We start from the raw sequence: 20428 nt of genomic DNA, 5'->3' as shown, positions 1-20428 counted from the left end.
ACAATTCCGGCAATACTTCGATATCATGGAATGTAAAGCAAATTCACTTAACAAGGGAAGTGCCTTATGCTGGAAAAAACAACGCGAATGAATTATTTATTTGATTTTTATCAGGCATTACTGACCCAAAAGCAACGAAATTATATGGAAATGTACTATCTAGAAGACTATTCGCTTGGAGAAATCTCTGAAGAAGCAGAGGTTTCCAGACAAGCAGTTTATGATAATATTAAGAGAACCGAATCCATGTTAGAAACATATGAAGAAAAGCTTCACTTATATGAAAAGTTCCAACAGCGGCTTACTTTAATCAATGAATTAGAGGCGGTTATTGCAAATAAAGAAGAGAAGCTATTTTTTGATAAATTGAATCAACTAAAAGAATTAGATTAGGAGGACACCCTCTATGGCATTTGAAGGACTGGCCGACCGCCTGCAGAGTACGATAAAGAAGATTACAGGTAAAGGGAAAGTTAGTGAGCAAGATGTAAAAGAAATGACACGTGAGGTTCGTCTTGCTTTATTAGAGGCAGATGTTAACTTCAAAGTAGTCAAGGATTTGATAAAGCGCATTAAAGAACGGGCAATTGGACAAGAAGTAATGGAAAGTCTGACGCCTGGACAACAAGTCATTAAGGTCGTTAAAGAAGAACTTACTGAATTAATGGGTGGAGAAAACAGTAAAATTGCGGTAGCTGACCGGGCACCAACAGTCGTTATGATGGTGGGACTTCAAGGGGCAGGTAAAACGACAACAACTGGTAAGCTAGCGAACCTACTACGTAAAAAGCATAACCGCTCCCCATTACTCGTTGCATGTGACGTTTATCGTCCTGCAGCGATTAAGCAATTAGAAACACTTGGAGAGCAATTAACTATGCCTGTATTCTCCATGGGAACAGAAGCTAATCCAGTTGATATTGCAACAAAAGCTATTGAAAAGGCTAGGGAAGAGCATCATGATTATGTGATCATTGATACAGCAGGTCGTTTGCATGTCGACAATGAACTTATGGATGAGCTGCAAGAAATTAAAGCAAATGTAAAACCAGATGAAATTTTTCTAGTGGTCGATTCCATGACTGGTCAAGATGCTGTTAATGTAGCAGAAAGCTTTAATGAGCAGCTTGATTTATCAGGTGTCGTGTTAACGAAGCTAGATGGTGATACTAGAGGTGGTGCAGCCCTCTCTATTAAAGCCGTAACAGATAAGCCTATTAAGTTTGCCGGGATGGGTGAGAAATTAGACCAGCTGGAAGCATTCCACCCTGAACGAATGGCATCGCGAATTCTTGGGATGGGCGATGTATTATCCTTAATCGAGAAAGCGCAAACCAATGTAGACGAAAAGCAGGCGAAGGAATTAGAAGAAAAGATGCGGACAATGTCCTTTACCTTCGATGATTTTCTTGAACAAATGGGACAGGTCAAGAATATGGGACCATTAGATGACTTAATGGCCATGATTCCTGGAGCTAGCAAAATGAAAGGACTGAAAAATGCACAACTTGATGAGAAACAACTTTCTCATGTAGAAGCAATCATTCAGTCTATGACAAAAAAAGAGCGACAGGACCCAAGTCTGATGAACGCAAGTCGCAAAAAAAGGATTGCAAAAGGTTCTGGTACTTCTGTTTCCCAGGTAAACCGATTGCTTAAACAGTTTGACGAAATGAAAAAAATGATGAAACAAATGACAAACATGCAAAAAGGGAAAAAAGGCAAAGGGATGAAGTTCCCGTTTATGTAAAAATGCCTTTATACACAAGGAATCTCACATTGTAATGTAAAAACACTTTACAGACTTCCTTGTTTCTGATAGAATCTAAAATTGTGTAAAACATTAATATTTGGAGGTGCAAAATAAATGGCTGTTAAAATTCGTTTAAAACGTATGGGATCAAAAAGAAATCCTTTCTATCGTATCGTTGTAGCTGATTCACGTTCTCCTCGTGACGGACGTCAAATTGAGCAAATTGGAACATATAATCCTGTTGTAAACCCGGTTGAAGTGAAAATCGATGAAGAGAAAGCACTTAGCTGGATGACTAATGGAGCAAAACCAAGTGATACAGTACGTAACCTATTTTCAAATGAAGGCATCATGAAGAAATTCCACGAACAGAAAAATCAGTAAAGTAGTGTGATATCATGAAAGCCCTAATTGAATCAATCGTTTCGTCATTGGTAGATTATCCTGATGATATTAAGATAACGGAGACAGAAGAAGAGGCCAAGCTGGTTTATCATTTAACTGTTCACCCGGATGATGTCGGAAAGGTTATCGGCAAGAACGGACGTATTGCCAAAGCGATACGCACAGTAGTCTACGCTGCAAAGACAGACGCTAAGAAACGTATTTATTTGGATATTATGTAAAGGGAAAGGGGAACCTTTCCCTTTTTACACATGTAAGGAAGTATGCGTGTGGTGACCTACAGGAAGTATGTTATGCTACGTTATGTGCTTAGTCGGCGTGCATTAATAATGCGATAAAGCTTTTCTTAACACCTCAGGATTTTCTGAACAAAAGATCATTTTTGAGAGTGAGGACAAATTGTGAAAATTATTACGAAAGTTATTGTGAAGCAAGTAGTCACAGAAAAAAGCAAGGAAACATTGCAGACTAACTTCTATAATCATAAAATGCGGCTTGAACAAGAGTGTCAACAACTGTTGTTTGAACAGCGAAAATTTGAGAATAAATCGAGGGCTTCCAAACAGGATGTAAGTCACAGGTTTCAACAAGAAATAAATAATCGCAAAGAAAAAATTAAACTTGCTGATTTTAAACTGGAACAACTTGAGATGTTGGAGTTGGGCAGTGAGATCACAGAAAAAGAAGTTGAAGCTCTTGTTGAAGTTTCCGAAGGCTCGCATTGGGATGAGATCATAGGAGAAAAAACCATTATAATAAAAGATAATGTGGTAATCAGAATTGATGAATAGTAGGTGGTACTAATGAGCCAAAAAATGTACAATATCGGAAAAATCGTGAATACACATGGCATTCGTGGTGAAGTAAAAGTAGTCAGGATTAGCGATTTTGAAGAACGTTTTGCAGTTGGAAACCAGGTTTACGCAGTAACAGAGAAAGCAGCACCGGTTGCTCTAACAATAGCCGCACATCGAATCCACAAAGGTTTTGATCTGCTTCAGTTTGAAGGATATGCAAACATTAATGATGTTGAGCATTTCAAAGGTGGCTATCTCAAAATTACCGAAGAGCAATTGACCGAACTGGAAAGTGGCGAATATTATTACCACGAGATAATTGGTTGTGATGTCATGACAGCTTCTGGCGAAAGCTTAGGTGTTGTAAAAGAGATTCTCTCTCCTGGTGCTAATGATGTATGGGTGATAAAGCGTCCAAAAGAGAAAGATTTATTAATACCATACATTGATGAAGTAGTGAAAGAAGTTTCCATTGAGAATAAAAAGGTTGTTATCGAGCCAATGGAAGGGTTGCTTGATTAATGCATATCGATGTTTTAACGCTTTTCCCAGAAATGTTTGACGGGGTCTTTCACTCTTCTATTCTTCAAAGGGCGCATGATAAGGAGACGTTTTCCTACAAGCTTGTTAACTTTCGGGATTACACAACGAACAAACATAACAAGGTAGATGATTATCCTTATGGCGGAGGAGCTGGGATGGTACTCACCCCACAGCCTTTATTTGATGCGGTGGAAGACGTTACCAGCAAAAGTACGGCAAAGCCACGCGTTGTGTTAATGTGCCCACAGGGTGAACCATACAATCAAAAGAAGGCAGAAGAATTGGCTGAGGAAGATCATTTAGTTTTTATATGTGGCCATTATGAAGGCTTTGACGAAAGAATACGAGAGCACCTGGTAACAGATGAGATTTCCATAGGAGATTATGTGTTAACTGGTGGTGAATTAGGTGCCATGGTAGTGATGGACAGTGTGATTCGCCTGCTCCCAGATGCTTTAGGTAACAAAGAGTCCGCACCGCAGGATTCCTTTTCGACAGGGTTACTGGAGCATCCACATTACACTAGACCAGCTGATTTTAGAGGAATGAAGGTTCCAGATGTTTTATTGTCTGGTGATCATGCAAAAATTGAGGCGTGGAGAAAACAGCAGGCGCTGAAACGAACCTATGAGCGTCGAAAAGAGCTACTTGAAGATAAGGTTCTATCCAAAGAGGAAGCTCTCTACTTAAAGCAACTAGACTCGGAAGAAAACTCTGAATCATAATCTGAAAGATTTGCTACAAAACAACTTGAAGTATACCTAAGGTTATGGTATATTTAATCTTGTGCTAAAAGTGTCGACTTTTTGTACTATAAACGATGTTCCGCTGTCATTTACTGAGAAAGAGCATTGGTTTGGAAGGAGTGTAACAAGATGCAAAAACTAATTGAAGACATTACAAAAGATCAGCTTCGTACGGATCATCCAGATTTTCGTCCAGGAGATACTTTAAAAGTCCACGTGAAAGTTGTGGAAGGTACTCGTGAACGTATTCAGGTATTCGAAGGTGTTGTCATCAAACGTCAAAACGGTGGAATTAGTGAAACATTTACTGTAAGAAAAATTTCTTATGGTGTAGGTGTTGAACGTACTTTCCCAGTACATTCCCCTCGTATTGATAAAATCGAAGTTTCTCGTCGCGGTATCGTACGTCGTGCTAAACTTTACTATCTACGTAATCTACGTGGTAAAGCTGCACGTATTAAAGAACGCCGTTAAAGCTGAATACAGCTGTTGTAACAAAAACCACTGGAAAGGAGCTTGGCAATATGCACAAGCTCCTTTTTGCTTATTTACATGTAATTTTGATTATACATATTTGCTAGTATAGAATGAAATGGGCTTTATATTGTATTATCTGCGTAATGTCGGATTAAACTAATAGTAGATTGCCTGGCATGGAGGGATTGGATGGGAAAGCAGAAAAAGAAAAAAAGTGAGTGGTTGGATTGGCTGAAGGCTCTTTTAATAGCTTTTGGATTAGCTTTTATTGTGCGTACCTTCTTGTTTGCCCCTATTGTAGTGGATGGACCTTCCATGCTCCCAACACTGCATGATCGGGATCAGATGATTGTTAATAAAATTGGATATCGTTTTGGTGATCCAGAACGTTTTGAAATTGTCGTTTTCCATGCTTCAGATCAAAAGGATTTCATAAAACGTGTGATTGGTCTACCAGGGGAACATATTGCCGTAAGAGATAATGTCCTTTATGTTAATGACCAACCTGTAGAGCAACCTTTTTTAACAGAGTATAACAATGATATTTTAACTAATGATTTTGAGCTGGAAGAACTGCCAGGAGAATATAAAACCATTCCAGAAGACCAAGTCTTAGTATTAGGTGATAACCGTGGGAACTCAACAGATAGCCGTATTTTAGGAATGATTTCAATGGATCAAATTGTAGGGAAAACGAGTGTACGATACTGGCCGTTTGACCGTATAGATATTATGAAATTGGGAGAGTAGGATAATTATGACAATACAATGGTTTCCCGGACATATGGCGAAAGCACGCCGGGAAGTAGAAGAAAAATTAAAGCTCGTTGACTTTGTCATGGAACTAGTGGATGCACGTGCGCCTCTATCCTCGCAAAATCCTATGCTTCAGCAAGTTTTACAACAGAAGTCAAAAATGGTCGTTCTTATGAAGAAGGATTTGGCAGACAATCGTCAAACTGAGGAATGGATCTCATATTTTAAGGAAAGGTCCATCCCCGCTATAGCAATTAATGTAAATGATAAATCAGACATAAAAAAAGTGATTCAACTTGCGAAAGATCTTGGACAAGAGAAGCTGGATAAACTTATTAAAAAAGGAATCCAACCGCGTCCATCAAGAGCCATGATTGTGGGGATACCAAACGTTGGTAAATCTACCTTGATTAATAGACTTGCCAACAAGAAAATTGCTAAGACAGGTGACAGACCGGGTGTTACGAAGCAACAATTATGGATTAAAGTAAAAAAAGATTTTGAGTTACTTGATACACCTGGTATTTTATGGCCAAAATTCGAAGATGAGCTTGTTGGATATAGATTAGCCGCAATAGGTACAATCAAAGACCAACTTCTTTCCATGCAGGATATCGTCGCTTTTGTTATTTCTTATCTACAAAAACATTATCCTGAAAGATTAGAGGAACGCTATCCGATAGACCGTGATATGACGGATATGTGGGAGATCTTTGAAGCGATAGGAAAACAACGTGGAGCCTTGGAAAGTGGCGGGAGCGTTAACTTTGAAAAAGTGTCAGATCTAGTGATACGTGACTTACGTACAGGAAGACTTGGTAATATTACACTAGAGAACCCTAAAGAATAGAGACATACATCTACTGGATGCATGTCTTTTTCATTTGTCCTTCAACAACCTATTTTGTTAGAGCTTAACAGGGTATTTTTAAAATTTATAAAATGATTAGCTCAGCTTTTGGGTGGAGAAATACGGCATTTTGTTTCAATTTTACTAGTTATTAACCGATATAAGGAAGAAAGCAGGTAGACGTATGCAAAAAGATTCAATAGCTTTGCTAAAACAGTTATTTGAAGAAGATAAACTAACGGAGCAAAAGATAGCCGAAATGCGGCAGGATGAGCGCAAAGGCGTTCAAACATTGCTTAAACGATATGACGTTAAGCAGGATAGAACGAAAGCATTAGAACAACAATTTTTAGCCATGTCAGAATTCGAACTTAAACTCCGGAATAATGGTTATGTAAATATAGCTGGAGTAGATGAAGTGGGAAGAGGCCCATTGGCAGGACCAGTTGTTGCCGCTGCCGTAGTTTTGCCGCAAGACTTTAAGCTACTAGGTTTGAATGATTCGAAGCAGTTAAGTGAGTCTACAAGAGAAGCTTATTATGAAGTGATTAGAGATAATGCTATTAGCTATGGGGTTGGGATTATCCATAATGACGTAATCGATAGCGTGAATATTTATGAAGCAACCAAGCTTGCTATGCAAGAGGCAATTAATCAATTGGATCCAATTGCCGATTTTGTGTTAGTAGATGCTGTGCCATTGAAAGGGCTAAGTTGCCCATCTGAATCCATCATAAAAGGAGATTCGAAAAGTATATCTATTGCAGCTGCCAGCATTCTAGCGAAGGTAACAAGGGACCGTTTTATGAAAGAGATACATATGAGCTATCCTGCATATGATTTTGCTTCCAACATGGGCTATGGAACGAAACACCATATGGAGACATTAAGCAATCAAGGGGCAACGCCATATCATCGTAAATCTTTTGCACCGGTCGGTAATGTAGAAGTGAAATAGGAGGACAATCCATTGGGCATTCAAAAAACAGGTCAAAGTTTGCGTGTGCTTCAACCAACGCCGAATACAATTAAACCCGGACAAGTTATTAAGGGTAGTATTTTAAAGATCTATCCAGAAAATAAGGCTGAAATACAGCTGGGATCGCAAAAAATGGTTGCTCAATTAGAGGCTTCCCTCTCTGCTGGTGGGAAGTATCATTTTATGGTGCAATCAACAGATCCTGTCATCCAACTAAAAGTGATAGGGGAGCAATTACAACAGCAAGACCATCTTAATAGTCTTAACCTGCTCCAACAGCTTGGATTAAAGGCATCCAAGCGGAATATTGATTTTCTGCAACAGCTTATCGCAAAGAAGATTCCATTTGAAAAACCTCAGCTCACACAATCTTTGCATCTTCTTGAAGGTTCCAAGGATAAACAACTGACAGGAAAGATGCTTGTAGAAATGATTTCTAATCGTTTGCCCATTACAAAAAATGTGCTGGAAGCTCTTCAGTCTGTATCCAATTCTAGCTTTTCAGGTCGTTTAGCAAGCGCTATGCCAGAATTGGATCAGGCTAATGTCCAACCAAACATAAGCCAAAATCTACAAAAGTTAGTCAGCAATCATGCAGCCATTTCAACAGAAAGCAAGTTAATGGGGGAGAGAATAAACAATCAGAGTCTATTTCACCTACTGAAACTTTCAGGTACGATTGAACCTGCCCAAACATTTGATACATGGAGAGCGAATACTACAACTGAACAAAGTGGAAGACAAAAAGATATACCTTTCCAACTCACAGAAGCACAGTTGCGGAATCTGCAAACTGTAATAGATAATAGAGCTACTTTGCAGCAGAATGCAAAGCTTCTTTTAAATAGTTTCCATAATTTACCCCAGTCCATTGCTAATGAAGGAAACTTAGATACCCAACTTTTTTCCCGGTTAAAGGAGCAGTTTACCCAGTCGGTACTACCATATCTGCCAAAGAATACTACCTTCCCAGCATCTTCTATGCTGCAAAACAATCGGCATGCTCTATCACAGGTATATGAATTTTTGCAAAATGCGGCTTCCACTACTAGGGAAAACATAGAAGTCACGATGAAGCAGCTACGAGACGTAAACCTACTGATGGCGGCATCCCCAAAGGATCAATTCTTGCAGCATCTTAAACACACGCTTTCGTTCACGGGATATTCGTATGAGCATGATCTGGCAAATAAGGTAATGCAGGAACAAACCTCTTTAAAAGGTGTGCTCCTACAGCTCATGCAACAGGGAGACCACAATAACAATACAACCGAACAAAGCAAACAACTCCTTCATTTTATTAACGGTCTTCAGTTACAATCTGTCCAAGATACGGGTAATTTTTTGTATGCTAGTTTGCAACTCCCGGGCGAAAAGTTAGGGTTAGCTAAAGATCTTCAGCTAGAGTTTGAAGGAAGAAAAACCGAAGATGGGGAAATAGATTCTAGTCATTGTCGGGTTTTGTTTTATTTGGATTTAGCTAACTTAAATCAAACGATTATTGATATGACGGTACAAAATAGAAATGTATCCGTTACAATATACAATCAAAGTGAAGAAGAGTTGAGGCCTTTAGCCAAAGACTATCAGGCTGTTTTAAAAAATGGGCTGAACGAACTAGATTATCATTTATCAAGTGTGATGTTTAAGCCTGTTCGAGAAGAAGAATTAACTGGGTCAAAACGACAACAATCACATCCTAGCTCGTACCAAGGAGTTGATTTTCGAATATGACAGAAAACAGAAAAAAAGCTGCCGCATTATCCTATGATTTGCAGAAAGGAACTGCCCCAATCGTTTCAGCTGCTGGCAAAGGAATGAGAGCTGAGGCGATCATACAAAAGGCCGAAGTGCACAATGTACCTATTATGGAAGACAGTTCCATGGTAGAGATATTGGCAGAGTTAAATATTAATGAAACCATTCCAGAAGAATTATACCAAGCGGTAGCAGAAGTGTTTGCTTTCGTCTATAGAGTGGACCGCAAATTGGATAAATCGTAATTTCATTTCAAAGATTGTAATTGCAAGTATTCTATTATTCTTGTGAAAGTTCGTTTTTTTTAATACAATGGAAATGCAGTGAATTTTGATGGGAGGATAAAGGATGAACATTCATGAATATCAAGGCAAAGATGTCTTGCGTCAGTATGGTGTAAACGTTCCTAATGGTTATGTTGCCTATACAGTTGATGAAGCTGTACAAGCGGCTGAAAAACTAGGTACTGATGTAACAGTAGTAAAAGCTCAGATCCATGCCGGCGGCCGCGGTAAAGCGGGCGGCGTTAAAGTTGCCAAAGGCTTGGATGAAGTGCGTACATACGCTGATGAGATACTTGGAAAGACATTAGTAACACATCAAACTGGCCCAGAAGGTAAAGAAGTAAAACGCTTGCTTATTGAAGAGGGCTGCGATATTAAAAAAGAATATTATGTTGGTGTGGTTCTTGACCGTGCCACTTCTCGTGTTGTCATGATGGCATCTGAAGAAGGTGGAACAGAGATTGAAGAGGTAGCAGAGGCTACGCCAGAAAAGATTTTTAAAGAAGTAATTGACCCTGTGGTAGGACTATCAGGCTATCAGGCTCGTAGACTTGCATTCAACATTAATATTCCAGATGAATTAATGGGCAAGGCTGTGAAATTTATGATGGCGCTTTATGAAGCATTTGTTGCAAAGGATTGTTCCATCGCGGAAATTAATCCATTGGTAACAACAGGCGACGGAGAAGTCCTTGCCCTTGATGCTAAATTGAACTTTGATGATAACGCTTTATTCCGCCAAAAAGATATTCAGGAATTGCGTGATCTAGATGAAGAAGATGAAAAAGAGATTGAGGCAAGCAAATACGATCTTAGCTATATCTCGCTGAATGGAAATATTGGCTGTATGGTTAACGGTGCAGGACTTGCTATGTCTACAATGGATATTATTAAACATTATGGCGGAGACCCCGCAAACTTCCTTGACGTTGGGGGCGGCGCTACAGCAGAGAAAGTAACAGAAGCATTTAAGATTATTTTATCTGATGCCAATGTAAAGGGAATTTTTGTTAACATCTTCGGTGGAATCATGAAATGTGATGTAATTGCAGAAGGTGTTGTGGAAGCAACTAAGCAAGTTGGTTTGGAAATTCCGCTTGTTGTTCGTCTGGAAGGAACAAACGTTGAATTAGGAAAGAAAATTCTCGAAGAATCAGGCTTAAATATTACATCTGCTGGATCTATGGCAGACGGCGCTGAGAAAATTGTTTCTCTAGTAAAATAAAAACGTAATAGTTTGCATGGAAAGGACGGACAAGTATGAGTGTATTTGTTAATAAAGATACAAAAGTAGTTGTACAAGGAATTACTGGTGGTACAGCGAAATTCCATACCAAGCAAATGCTAGAGTATGGTACGAATATCGTTGCAGGTGTTACACCCAAAAAGGGCGGTTCAGAAGTAGAAGGCGTGCCTGTATTTAATACAGTTAAAGAAGCAGTTGAAGAAACTGGCGCAAACGCTTCCGTTATTTATGTTCCGGCACCATTTGCGGCAGATGCAATATTAGAAGCAGTAGATGCCGAGCTAGATTTAGCTATATGTATTACAGAGCATATTCCTGTAATGGATATGGTAAAAGTTAAACGTTATATGGAAGGGAAAAAGACTCGCCTGGTTGGACCAAACTGCCCTGGAGTCATCACTCCGGAAGAATGTAAAATTGGTATCATGCCTGGCTATATCCATAAAAAAGGTCATATTGGTGTCGTTTCCCGTTCAGGAACATTAACCTATGAAGCCGTGCATCAATTATCTGAAGCTGGCTATGGTCAGTCCACTGCTGTAGGAATTGGTGGAGACCCAGTAAATGGTACGGACTTTATCGATTCACTAAAAGCATTTAATGAAGATAGTGAAACAGAAGCCGTCATAATGATTGGTGAAATTGGTGGTACTGCTGAAGAAGAAGCAGCAGAGTGGGTGAAAGCCAACATGAAAAAACCTGTAGTAGGGTTTATTGGTGGAGCTACAGCCCCTCCAGGAAAAAGAATGGGACACGCTGGTGCCATTATTTCTGGAGGAAAAGGTACTGCTGACGAAAAGATCCGCGTGATGAATGAATGCGGTATCCAAGTTGCAGAAACACCTGCTGTAATGGGCGAGACCATGATTCGTGTATTGGAAGAAAATGGTTTAAAAGAGAAGTGTAAAACACATTAAAAATTTGATAGTGAAGAAGCCCTGGAATAAAGAAATTCCCGGGCTTTTTCTCCATGAAAGGATGTTAAAATTGAGTCGGCGCAGTAACAGGTTAATACATCTATCAAGATGCAAAGGCATTACAAGACGTATAATGCAGTATATTATCCAAAAAGACACGGAACTAAAAGAGATTTACTATCTTTCCCCTAAAGAATTAACCCAAATTTACCATATCCCCGAACAAAAAGCAGTCCCTCTTTATCATGACCTTCATAACCCCGTCCTCATTGAACAAATTAAACAGGATAAAACACAATGCTCTATCATTACCATTCTTGATCAAGCTTACCCCTTCATGTTAAAAACAATAAAAGACCCACCACTAGTCTTGTATACAATCGGCAATAATGAATTGTTATCTTGCTCTCCTTGCATAAGTGTTATTGGAACTAGAAGACCAACAAGTGAAGCAAAACAAAAAACAAACTTTATAGTGAAGCCTTTAGTGGAGGAAGGCTGGGTTATTATAAGTGGGATGGCGAAAGGAATAGACACCTATGCCCATAAGGTAGCATTAGCTCAAAACGGAAAAACAGTTGCTGTACTCGGTAGTGGTTTTGAACATATCTACCCAAAGGAAAATGAAGATTTATTTACAGAAATTTGTAAAAGTGGTATAGTCCTTTCTGAGTACCCTCCCAACGTAGCAGCCAGTCGACACCATTTTCCTGAACGTAACCGACTTATAAGTGGCTTGACATTTGGAACGCTAGTGATAGAAGCTACTGAGAAGAGTGGTACATTAATTACAGTAGATCAAGCATTAGATCAGGGAAGGGAAGTATATGCCCTGCCAGGGTCTCCATTAGTGGCACAAACAAAAGGTTGCCATCGTATGATACAAGAAGGTGCAAAGCTTGTAATAGATGCACAATGTATCCTAGAAGACTGGAACGATCAAGGGACACATTTAGCTTCCGTATGGAAGGGATAATGGTAAGAAAAAGAAGGTAATGTTATACCATTCATTAAATTGTATGTTTGACAAATGAAACGTATATATTTACTATTAGTGAAGATTTCCAATTTAAATTAGTTGTAACCTCATTGTGGGAGGAAATATAATGTCAGATTATCTAGTAATCGTAGAATCGCCGGCAAAAGCGAAGACGATTGAACGTTATTTGGGGAAGAAATATAAAGTGAAAGCATCAATGGGACATATACGTGATCTGCCAAAAAGTCAGATGGGCGTTGATACAGAAGATGAATATAAACCAAAGTATATTACGATACGCGGAAAAGGCGATGTACTAAAAGAATTGCGCTCTGCAGCAAAGAAAGCTAAAAAAATCTATCTTGCGGCCGACCCCGATAGAGAAGGGGAAGCAATTGCCTGGCACCTTGCCCACATTCTAAATGTTGATGAGACATCGAAGTGTCGTGTCGTATTCAATGAGATTACGAAAGAAGCGATTAAAGAATCCTTTAAAAATCCGAGAAGTATTGATACAGATTTAGTAGATGCGCAACAAGCACGGAGAATTCTAGATAGACTGGTCGGTTATAACATCAGTCCATTACTTTGGAAAAAAGTGAAAAAAGGACTTAGTGCAGGCCGTGTTCAATCTGTAGCTGTTAAAATGATAATTGATCGAGAAAAAGAAATTGAAAACTTCCAACCAGAGGAATATTGGTCAATTGAAGGAAGCTTTAAAAAGGACGATGAAGTGTTTAATGGGTCTTTTTATGGCGTTGATGGTAAGAAACAAGAGTTAAAGACAGAAGATGATGTCAAACAAATTCTTGGTAAGCTAGATGAAAAAGCATTTAAGATTGATAAAGTAAATAAAAGAGAACGGAAAAGAAATCCATCTCAACCATTTACTACTTCTTCTTTACAACAGGAAGCTGCCAGAAAGCTGAATTTCCGGGCGAAGAAAACCATGATGGTAGCACAGCAATTGTACGAAGGTATAGATTTAGGAAAAAAATCAGGTGGTATCACTGGACTTATCACGTATATGCGTACTGATTCAACACGTATCTCTGATACAGCGAAGAAGGAAGCAAAAGAATATATAGAAGAAAATTACGGGGAAGCGTACTTGGGGACAAGTAAACCTGCCAAAAAGAAAGAAGGAGCTCAGGATGCACACGAAGCAATCCGACCAACTTCAGCCTTACGTAATCCAAAATCGTTAAAAGCGATCTTATCGAGAGATCAGCTTCGACTTTATAAATTGATTTGGGAACGATTTCTTGCTAGCCAAATGGCTCCCGCAGTCTTGGATACTATGACCGTTCACATGCTAAATAATAAAGTGGAATTTAGGGCTACTGGATCAAAAGTGAAGTTCAAAGGGTTCATGAAGGTGTATGTGGAAGGAACCGATGATGATAAAAAAGAAGAAAACAAATTTTTACCGGACCTTCACGAAGGACAGAATGTTATGGCAGAAGAAATTGAGCCGAATCAGCATTTCACTCAGCCGCCACCACGTTATACGGAGGCAAGGCTTGTTCGTACTATGGAGGAGTTAGGAATAGGGAGACCTTCAACCTATGCACCAACCCTTGATACGATACAGCGAAGAGGTTATGTAACAATTGATAACAAACGTTTTATCCCAACAGAGCTTGGGACCATTGTATTAGAGCTTGTCGAAGAGTTTTTCCCTGAAATTATTGATGTGGAGTTCACAGTTAAAATGGAAGGGGACCTTGATGCAATTGAAGAAGGTAAGACCGAGTGGATTACCATTATTGACGGATTTTATAAAGGTTTCGAAAAGCGACTAGAAACTGCTGAAAAAGAAATGGAAAAAATTGAAATCCGTGATGAGCCAGCTGGCATTGACTGTGAGAACTGTGGGCATGAGATGGTTTATAAAATGGGAAGGTACGGAAAATTCCTAGCATGCTCTAATTTCCCAGAATGTCGAAACACGAAGCCTATCCTTAAAGAAATCGGTGTGAAATGCCCGAAATGTAAAGAAGGCAACGTTGTGGAAAGAAAATCCAAAAAAAGACGCGTCTTTTATGGTTGCGATCGATTTCCGGAATGTGACTTCCTTTCATGGGATAAACCAATCTCAAGACCATGTCCAAAATGTGACGCCTTATTAGTCGAAAAGAAAAGTAAGAAGGAAACACAAATCCAATGTACAAATTGTGAATATAAGGAATCAGCGCAAGCCTAGACAAGAAGGTCTTTAACTGTCCGTATCTAATAACGGGCAGTTTTTTGTTTGGTTCATGAAGTTTAAGCCCAGTTTTTCTTTAGGCGTTTCTAAATTCATTAAATAGGGAACCTTCGTAATAGAAAACAAAAGGAGGTAATCCAATGGACCGTAAACAACATTATTTCGTAAAAATAACAGAAAAGGAAATTAATGAGATGTCCATACCGGATAGATCCACTGAATATGAAATTGTGGCAACTCATGATGAGGTTGAAGAATTACGGGAACTTTTTCTAGAAGAGAACAAAAATGCAAAAAACTCAGTTGAGTATTTATCCAAGCCTTTTGATGAATGGGGAGCAGATGAAGAAAGAAATAGCTATGATGATCATCTTATTACCGTTTATCGTAATGTATATAAATTAGGAACGGATAAAACCAAAGAAAAAATAAATGAGTTAGGAATACTGAAGTAATAATTTGGCAATATTATGAAGAGAAGATTGTGTCTATAGACTATTTTCTAAAAAATCCTTCCAGTTCACTAAAAAGGAATGGCTGAACTATCATTTATAATGGTGAAATGTTAGGTGAAGACTGGTTAAAATAAGTATTCGTATTGTTTCAAGGCAAGATTGTTGACTATTTAGATGGAAACAGATATAATTACGCCTTGGTAAGTGTAATACCTTGACAGTCAAAACCTTACTTGTAAAGCATTCATTTGCTATGACACAGGATAAATCATTGAAAAACACGATTGCATAATCGGTAATTCAGAATTTTGTTGCAATTTTGTTAAATTTATTGCACTACACGATTTTCTATGATATGATTTATTCGCTAATCAATGGGGTGAAGTTTTGCTTAATTTTGATGAAGCAATTAAAGCATTTACATCCTATCTACAGATTGAGAAGAATGCGTCCCCTTATACTGTGAAATATTATCAGAATGATCTGGAAATTTTTTTCGCTTTTCTGCAAGGGGAAGGCATCACTGATCTGGGAGATGTAGACCAGAAAGTTGTACGAATATATCTAACGATGCTATATAACAAACAGCTAAGCCGGAGATCTGTTTCCCGCAAAATTTCAACGTTGAGAAGTTTCTATAAATATTTAGAAAGAGAGAATGTCTTATTCTCCAACCCTTTTGTCCACATATCCCTACCGAGGACCGAGAGCCCAGTTCCTGGATTCTTATATAAACAGGAACTTGAAAAGCTCTTTGAGATTAATGACCTTAATGAACCGACAGGACAACGGAATCAGGCATTAATTGAGTTGCTCTATGCTACAGGCATGAGGGTGAGTGAATGTCAGGGGTTGAGGCTTCAAGATATTGATTTTTCAATTGGCACTGTCTTTGTTCGAGGTAAGGGGAGAAAGGAACGGTACATTCCATTTGGAAGATTTGCAGAAATCGCTTTGGAAACGTACATAACTGAAGGGCGCCCAGCGTTGTTGAAAAAGGCGGAACAGCAGAACGAAGCTGTTTTTTTAAATGCACGTGGAAATCCTATAACGGCGAGAGGGATTAGATTAATCCTTAATAAAATGGTTGAAAAGGCTGCGTTAACAGTCCATGTTCACCCCCATAAGCTACGGCATACGTTTGCGACCCATCTATTAAATGAGGGGGCGGATTTGCGTAGTGTGCAGGAACTTTTGGGTCATGAAAATCTGTCTTCTACACAAATTTATACACACGTTACAAAGGATTATTTGCGAAGTGTCTATATGAACAGCCACCCAAGAGCAAATAATCAATCAAACGATTAGAAGAGGTGATTATTTTGGCAAACGAGATGCATGCAACGACTATATTTGCCATCAGCCATAAAGGACAATGCGCAATGAGTGGTGACGGTCAAGTAACCCTAGGAAACGCAGTTGTTATGAAACATAAGGCTAAAAAAGTACGTACATTATTTCGTGGTCAAGTTCTAGCTGGCTTCGCTGGTTCTGTGGCAGATGCTTTTACGCTATTCGAAAAATTTGAAGGAAAACTAGAAGCTTTTAATGGTAACCTAGCTCGGGCTGCGGTTGAATTGGCACAGGAATGGAGAAGTGATAAAGTTCTTCGTAAACTGGAAGCCATGCTGATTGTAATGAATAAAGAAAATATGTTTTTAGTCTCTGGTACAGGTGAAGTAATTGAACCTGACGATGGCATACTCGCCATAGGATCTGGTGGGAATTACGCATTAAGTGCTGGTAGAGCGCTTGCCAGAAAAGCGGATCATCTAACTGCAGAGGAAATTGCAAGATCAGCTTTAGAAATAGCGGGAGAAATTTGTGTGTTTACGAACGATCAGATAACCTTAGAAGTGCTTGACTAAAAGGAGGCCTTTCGACAATGGGTATTGATTACACTCCGAAACAGATTGTCAGTCAATTGGATAAATATATAATCGGTCAGGGAAGTGCAAAACGATCTGTTGCAATAGCTTTGCGCAACCGCTATAGAAGAATGCAACTTGATGACTCGATAAAGGATGAAATAGTTCCTAAAAATATTCTGATGATTGGACCTACGGGAGTAGGTAAAACGGAAATTGCCAGAAGGTTAGCGAAGTTGGTGGGCGCCCCTTTTATAAAAGTGGAAGCGACCAAGTTCACAGAAGTGGGTTACGTTGGAAGAGATGTAGAATCCATGATCAGGGACCTTGTTGAAATGTCATTGCGCATGGTAAAAGAAGAGAAAATGAAAGAGGTTAAGGGAAAGGCTGAAGAGGAAGCAAATAAACAATTAGTGAAATTACTTGTTCCTCAGGCTAAAAAAGAGTCCTCTATGAAAAATCCTTTTGAAATGCTCTTTTCTGGCAATGATGACAGTGACAAAAGCGAAACGAATGCAGAAAATGATGAGGAAATTAAAAACAAACGAAAACGCATAGAGCACCAGTTAGCGCTAGGTGAACTAGAGGATCATATGGTTTCCGTTGAAATTGAGGAACTTCCGCCTTCCATGTTTGACATGCTCCAAGGTTCGGGAATGGAACAAATGGGGATGAATATGCAAGACGCATTTGGTCAATTCATGCCAAAGAAAAAGAAAAAGCGTAAACTACCTGTATCAGAGGCAAGAAAGGTTCTGACCCAACAAGAGGCGGGGAAGTTGATCGATTTGGAAGAAGCAGCCCAAATTGCTGTGGAAAGGGCAGAACAATCCGGAATTATTTTTATCGATGAAATTGATAAAGTAGCCGGAAAGCAGGATAACACAGCAAATGTGTCGCGTGAAGGTGTTCAGAGAGATATCCTGCCAATTGTGGAAGGATCAACTGTGGTCACAAAGCATGGCCCTGTAAAGACAGATCACATGCTCTTTATAGCAGCTGGTGCATTTCATATGGCAAAGCCAAGTGATCTCATTCCTGAACTTCAGGGAAGGTTTCCTATTAGAGTGGAATTAGATAAACTATCAGTTGAAGATTTCAAACGTATACTTGGTGAGCCGTCTAATGCTTTACTCAAACAATATTCTTCCTTGTTGCAAACAGAGGGTATAAATGTTGTTTTTACGGACGAAGCTATAGAAAGACTAGCTGAGATTGCTTATCAGGTAAATCAAGAGACTGATAATATCGGTGCTAGAAGATTGCATACCATTTTAGAGAAACTTCTAGAAGACTTATCATTTGAAGCGCCTGATATTAATATGGAGCAAATTGAAATAACCCCAACTTACGTGGATGAAAAACTAAGTACTATTGCTAAAAACAAGGACTTAAGTCAATTTATACTATAATACCAAACAATTGAATGGAGGATTATTAATGGAACTATTAGGACGTGCAAGAAAAATTAATGCAATGCTACAGAAAGCAACAGGAAAATCGGTGAATTTTAATGATATGTCTGCTTCTTTACGTGACGTAATTAAAGGGAATGTGTATATTCTAAGTAGAAGAGGTAAATTATTAGGATTTTCAATAAACCAAGAAATAGAAAATGAACGTATGAAAGATATGCTAGAACAAAGACAATTTCCAGAAGAATATACGGAAGGGTTGTTTAACATTCATGAGACCACTCCAAACCTGGATATTGACAGTCCGCAAACTGTATTCCCTGTAGAAAATCGTGAATTGTTCAAAACAGGTTTAACAACGATTGTTCCGATCATCGGAGGCGGAGAGCGCCTTGGTACATTGGTACTTGGGAGGTTAACAGATAGCTTTAATGATGATGATCTATTGCTTGCAGAATATGGTGCAACAGTAGTAGGTATGGAAATTCTACACGAGAAAACCGAAGAAATAGAGATGGAAGCGCGCAGTAAAGCAGTTGTGCAAATGGCAATAAGCTCTCTTTCATATAGTGAATTAGAAGCTATTGATCACATTTTCGAAGAGCTGAATGGTAACGAAGGCTTGCTTGTTGCAAGTAAGATTGCAGATCGAGTAGGTATCACCAGATCAGTTATCGTAAATGCACTTAGAAAGCTTGAAAGTGCTGGTGTTATTGAATCTCGTTCGTTAGGAATGAAAGGAACATATATTAAAGTGTTAAACAGTAAGTTTCTAGTTGAGCTTGAGAAACTTCGTTCAAGATAAAACAAAAAAGCCCTGTAAGACTTTAGTCTTATGGGGCTTTTTTTGTGCGGGTAAATATAATCTGTAAAATGAAAAAATTAATTGCTGTTTTCGATCAAATTCGACGAATTAGCAATAGAAATTCGAGAAAAAAGAAAAGTTATGGAAAATTAACAAACAAAATACGATCTTATTGATAAATTAGACCTAGTTATATTTAACTATATTATGTTCTTAATAAGGAAAATGTCGAAAAGTGATAGACTTTGCAGTATTTATAAATTACAATATTCGTAGGATATTAATATTTATGACCGTTGATAAAAAGGTTAAGGAGGGAAATGGATGGACTTATTTGGAGGCACTATTTCCACTTTGGAAAAATCATTGCAATACGCGTCAGCAAAGAACCAGACTATATCAAACAACATCGCGAATGTTGACACACCAAACTACAAAGCAAAGGATGCAGTGTTCAAAGATATATTAAACGACAGTATGTCAACGAGCGTACAAGCAAAAAAGACTCACGAGAAGCACTTATCTTTTAATGGTACTTCTGATTCATCTTACCAAATAATTACAAATAACAATACATCCTACAATAGTAACGGAAATAACGTTGATGTGGACAAGGAGATGGCAGAACTTGCCAAAAACCAAATCTATTATCAGGCATTAGTAGATCGGATAAATGGTAAGTTTGGAAGCCTGCAAAAAGTTTTACAGGGAGGTAGCTAATAAGTGTCCATTTTTAATTCAATAAACGCAAGTGCGAGTGCTCTTACTGCTCAACGCCTTAGAATGGATGTTGTATCTTCAAACATTGCAAACGCTCAGACTACAAGAGCGACAATTAACGAAAATGGGGAATACGAGCCATACAAAAGGAAAATGGTTACGGTAGAGCCAAACGGCGGAAGTTTTAAATCGTTTTTACATAAAGCATCTGGAACATCGCAAAACAATACCGGCAATGGTGTTAAGGTTACTGGGATTACAGAAGATGAAACCCCTTTTAAATTAGTATATGATCCAACACATCCAGACGCAGATGATAACGGGTATGTTGAAATGCCAAATGTTGATCCATTAAAAGAAATGGTTGACCTAATGAGTGCTACTAGGTCCTATGAAGCAAATATAACTTCATTGAATGCAAGCAAAGGTATGCTCATGAAAGCATTGGAAATCGGTAAATAATTAT

At 38.7% G+C, this 20428-nt stretch carries 24 protein-coding genes; all 24 read left to right on the top strand.

Annotated elements, in window-relative coordinates; all coding sequences use genetic code 11:
• Positions 1–66 precede the first annotated feature (66 nt).
• Positions 67–393, top strand: a complete 327-nt coding sequence (locus ACTWPF_RS11060) for a putative DNA-binding protein (RefSeq protein WP_161465454.1) — start codon at positions 67–69, stop codon at positions 391–393.
• Between the two features lie 13 nt (positions 394–406).
• A complete protein-coding gene (ffh, locus tag ACTWPF_RS11055) occupies positions 407–1750 on the top strand; it encodes a signal recognition particle protein (protein WP_238019293.1) in 1344 nt (447 codons plus the stop codon).
• A gap of 117 nt (positions 1751–1867) precedes the next feature.
• On the top strand, positions 1868–2137 hold the full coding sequence (rpsP, locus tag ACTWPF_RS11050; RefSeq protein WP_036573102.1) for a 30S ribosomal protein S16: 270 nt from the start codon (positions 1868–1870) through the stop codon (positions 2135–2137).
• Positions 2138–2151: 14 nt separating this feature from the next.
• Positions 2152–2379 carry a KH domain-containing protein gene (locus ACTWPF_RS11045; protein WP_106896633.1) on the top strand — a complete coding sequence of 76 codons (228 nt, stop codon included), beginning with the start codon at positions 2152–2154 and terminating at the stop codon, positions 2377–2379.
• Between the two features lie 180 nt (positions 2380–2559).
• Positions 2560–2949: a YlqD family protein gene (locus tag ACTWPF_RS11040; RefSeq protein WP_036573100.1), complete on the top strand. Its 390-nt coding sequence runs from the start codon at positions 2560–2562 to the stop codon at positions 2947–2949.
• Between the two features lie 12 nt (positions 2950–2961).
• On the top strand, positions 2962–3477 hold the full coding sequence (gene rimM, locus ACTWPF_RS11035; RefSeq protein WP_443149161.1) for a ribosome maturation factor RimM: 516 nt from the start codon (positions 2962–2964) through the stop codon (positions 3475–3477).
• Positions 3477–4223, top strand: a complete 747-nt coding sequence (gene trmD, locus ACTWPF_RS11030) for a tRNA (guanosine(37)-N1)-methyltransferase TrmD (RefSeq protein WP_106896635.1) — start codon at positions 3477–3479, stop codon at positions 4221–4223. Before rimM ends, trmD begins: the two co-directional genes overlap by 1 nt.
• A 150-nt stretch (positions 4224–4373) precedes the next feature.
• Positions 4374–4718, top strand: coding sequence for a 50S ribosomal protein L19 (gene rplS / locus ACTWPF_RS11025; RefSeq protein ID WP_036573097.1), 345 nt, complete (start codon positions 4374–4376; stop codon positions 4716–4718).
• A gap of 192 nt (positions 4719–4910) precedes the next feature.
• Entirely contained in the window at positions 4911–5471 is a 561-nt protein-coding gene (lepB, locus tag ACTWPF_RS11020) for a signal peptidase I (protein WP_106896636.1), read from the top strand.
• Between the two features lie 7 nt (positions 5472–5478).
• On the top strand, positions 5479–6327 hold the full coding sequence (gene ylqF, locus ACTWPF_RS11015; protein WP_238019287.1) for a ribosome biogenesis GTPase YlqF: 849 nt from the start codon (positions 5479–5481) through the stop codon (positions 6325–6327).
• A gap of 184 nt (positions 6328–6511) precedes the next feature.
• On the top strand, positions 6512–7285 hold the full coding sequence (locus tag ACTWPF_RS11010) for a ribonuclease HII (RefSeq protein WP_443149160.1): 774 nt from the start codon (positions 6512–6514) through the stop codon (positions 7283–7285).
• Positions 7286–7297: 12 nt separating this feature from the next.
• The gene (locus tag ACTWPF_RS11005) at positions 7298–9040 is read left to right on the top strand and encodes a hypothetical protein (RefSeq protein ID WP_443149159.1); all 1743 of its coding nucleotides are present in this window, start codon (positions 7298–7300) and stop codon (positions 9038–9040) included.
• On the top strand, positions 9037–9309 hold the full coding sequence (locus ACTWPF_RS11000) for an EscU/YscU/HrcU family type III secretion system export apparatus switch protein (RefSeq protein WP_443149158.1): 273 nt from the start codon (positions 9037–9039) through the stop codon (positions 9307–9309). Before ACTWPF_RS11005 ends, ACTWPF_RS11000 begins: the two co-directional genes overlap by 4 nt.
• Positions 9310–9412: 103 nt before the next feature.
• Positions 9413–10573, top strand: a complete 1161-nt coding sequence (gene sucC / locus ACTWPF_RS10995; protein WP_036573087.1) for an ADP-forming succinate--CoA ligase subunit beta — start codon at positions 9413–9415, stop codon at positions 10571–10573.
• 35 nt (positions 10574–10608) lie between these two features.
• Positions 10609–11511, top strand: coding sequence for a succinate--CoA ligase subunit alpha (gene sucD / locus ACTWPF_RS10990; protein WP_161464705.1), 903 nt, complete (start codon positions 10609–10611; stop codon positions 11509–11511).
• Between the two features lie 70 nt (positions 11512–11581).
• Positions 11582–12487, top strand: coding sequence for a DNA-processing protein DprA (gene dprA / locus ACTWPF_RS10985; protein WP_443149157.1), 906 nt, complete (start codon positions 11582–11584; stop codon positions 12485–12487).
• 130 nt (positions 12488–12617) lie between these two features.
• A complete protein-coding gene (topA, locus tag ACTWPF_RS10980) occupies positions 12618–14696 on the top strand; it encodes a type I DNA topoisomerase (protein WP_106896641.1) in 2079 nt (692 codons plus the stop codon).
• Positions 14697–14839: 143 nt separating this feature from the next.
• On the top strand, positions 14840–15154 hold the full coding sequence (locus ACTWPF_RS10975; RefSeq protein ID WP_106896642.1) for a hypothetical protein: 315 nt from the start codon (positions 14840–14842) through the stop codon (positions 15152–15154).
• A 387-nt stretch (positions 15155–15541) separates the two neighbouring features.
• The gene (gene xerC / locus ACTWPF_RS10970; RefSeq protein WP_106896643.1) at positions 15542–16462 is read left to right on the top strand and encodes a tyrosine recombinase XerC; all 921 of its coding nucleotides are present in this window, start codon (positions 15542–15544) and stop codon (positions 16460–16462) included.
• A 14-nt stretch (positions 16463–16476) separates the two neighbouring features.
• Positions 16477–17022: an ATP-dependent protease subunit HslV gene (gene hslV / locus ACTWPF_RS10965; protein ID WP_106896644.1), complete on the top strand. Its 546-nt coding sequence runs from the start codon at positions 16477–16479 to the stop codon at positions 17020–17022.
• Between the two features lie 17 nt (positions 17023–17039).
• The gene (hslU, locus tag ACTWPF_RS10960) at positions 17040–18434 is read left to right on the top strand and encodes an HslU--HslV peptidase ATPase subunit (RefSeq protein WP_106896645.1); all 1395 of its coding nucleotides are present in this window, start codon (positions 17040–17042) and stop codon (positions 18432–18434) included.
• Positions 18435–18462: 28 nt separating this feature from the next.
• Positions 18463–19242, top strand: coding sequence for a GTP-sensing pleiotropic transcriptional regulator CodY (gene codY, locus ACTWPF_RS10955; protein WP_106896646.1), 780 nt, complete (start codon positions 18463–18465; stop codon positions 19240–19242).
• Between the two features lie 324 nt (positions 19243–19566).
• Positions 19567–19962, top strand: a complete 396-nt coding sequence (gene flgB / locus ACTWPF_RS10950) for a flagellar basal body rod protein FlgB (RefSeq protein WP_443149156.1) — start codon at positions 19567–19569, stop codon at positions 19960–19962.
• Positions 19963–19965: 3 nt separating this feature from the next.
• On the top strand, positions 19966–20424 hold the full coding sequence (gene flgC / locus ACTWPF_RS10945) for a flagellar basal body rod protein FlgC (protein ID WP_036573078.1): 459 nt from the start codon (positions 19966–19968) through the stop codon (positions 20422–20424).
• Positions 20425–20428: the final 4 nt, after the last annotated feature.

This window comes from Oceanobacillus sp. M65, assembly GCF_052246275.1.
Classification (GTDB): Bacteria; Bacillota; Bacilli; order Bacillales; family Amphibacillaceae; genus Oceanobacillus_B; species Oceanobacillus_B jordanicus.
This window is presented reverse-complemented; position numbering and strand designations above follow the sequence as displayed.

What these genes read in the sequence shown, in the direction of transcription:
- rplS (WP_036573097.1), top strand. Translation starts at nt 4,374, where the DNA reads ATGCAAAAACTAATTGAAGACATTACAAAAGATCAGCTTCGTACGGAT.
- rpsP (WP_036573102.1), top strand. Translation starts at nt 1,868, where the DNA reads ATGGCTGTTAAAATTCGTTTAAAACGTATGGGATCAAAAAGAAATCCT.
- trmD (WP_106896635.1), top strand. Translation starts at nt 3,477, where the DNA reads ATGCATATCGATGTTTTAACGCTTTTCCCAGAAATGTTTGACGGGGTC.
- codY (WP_106896646.1), top strand. Translation starts at nt 18,463, where the DNA reads ATGGAACTATTAGGACGTGCAAGAAAAATTAATGCAATGCTACAGAAA.
- topA (WP_106896641.1), top strand. Translation starts at nt 12,618, where the DNA reads ATGTCAGATTATCTAGTAATCGTAGAATCGCCGGCAAAAGCGAAGACG.
- sucD (WP_161464705.1), top strand. Translation starts at nt 10,609, where the DNA reads ATGAGTGTATTTGTTAATAAAGATACAAAAGTAGTTGTACAAGGAATT.
- ACTWPF_RS11045 (WP_106896633.1), top strand. Translation starts at nt 2,152, where the DNA reads ATGAAAGCCCTAATTGAATCAATCGTTTCGTCATTGGTAGATTATCCT.
- ffh (WP_238019293.1), top strand. Translation starts at nt 407, where the DNA reads ATGGCATTTGAAGGACTGGCCGACCGCCTGCAGAGTACGATAAAGAAG.
- ACTWPF_RS10975 (WP_106896642.1), top strand. Translation starts at nt 14,840, where the DNA reads ATGGACCGTAAACAACATTATTTCGTAAAAATAACAGAAAAGGAAATT.
- ylqF (WP_238019287.1), top strand. Translation starts at nt 5,479, where the DNA reads ATGACAATACAATGGTTTCCCGGACATATGGCGAAAGCACGCCGGGAA.
- lepB (WP_106896636.1), top strand. Translation starts at nt 4,911, where the DNA reads ATGGGAAAGCAGAAAAAGAAAAAAAGTGAGTGGTTGGATTGGCTGAAG.
- flgB (WP_443149156.1), top strand. Translation starts at nt 19,567, where the DNA reads ATGGACTTATTTGGAGGCACTATTTCCACTTTGGAAAAATCATTGCAA.
- ACTWPF_RS11010 (WP_443149160.1), top strand. Translation starts at nt 6,512, where the DNA reads ATGCAAAAAGATTCAATAGCTTTGCTAAAACAGTTATTTGAAGAAGAT.
- sucC (WP_036573087.1), top strand. Translation starts at nt 9,413, where the DNA reads ATGAACATTCATGAATATCAAGGCAAAGATGTCTTGCGTCAGTATGGT.
- ACTWPF_RS11000 (WP_443149158.1), top strand. Translation starts at nt 9,037, where the DNA reads ATGACAGAAAACAGAAAAAAAGCTGCCGCATTATCCTATGATTTGCAG.
- rimM (WP_443149161.1), top strand. Translation starts at nt 2,962, where the DNA reads ATGAGCCAAAAAATGTACAATATCGGAAAAATCGTGAATACACATGGC.
- hslU (WP_106896645.1), top strand. Translation starts at nt 17,040, where the DNA reads ATGGGTATTGATTACACTCCGAAACAGATTGTCAGTCAATTGGATAAA.
- ACTWPF_RS11060 (WP_161465454.1), top strand. Translation starts at nt 67, where the DNA reads ATGCTGGAAAAAACAACGCGAATGAATTATTTATTTGATTTTTATCAG.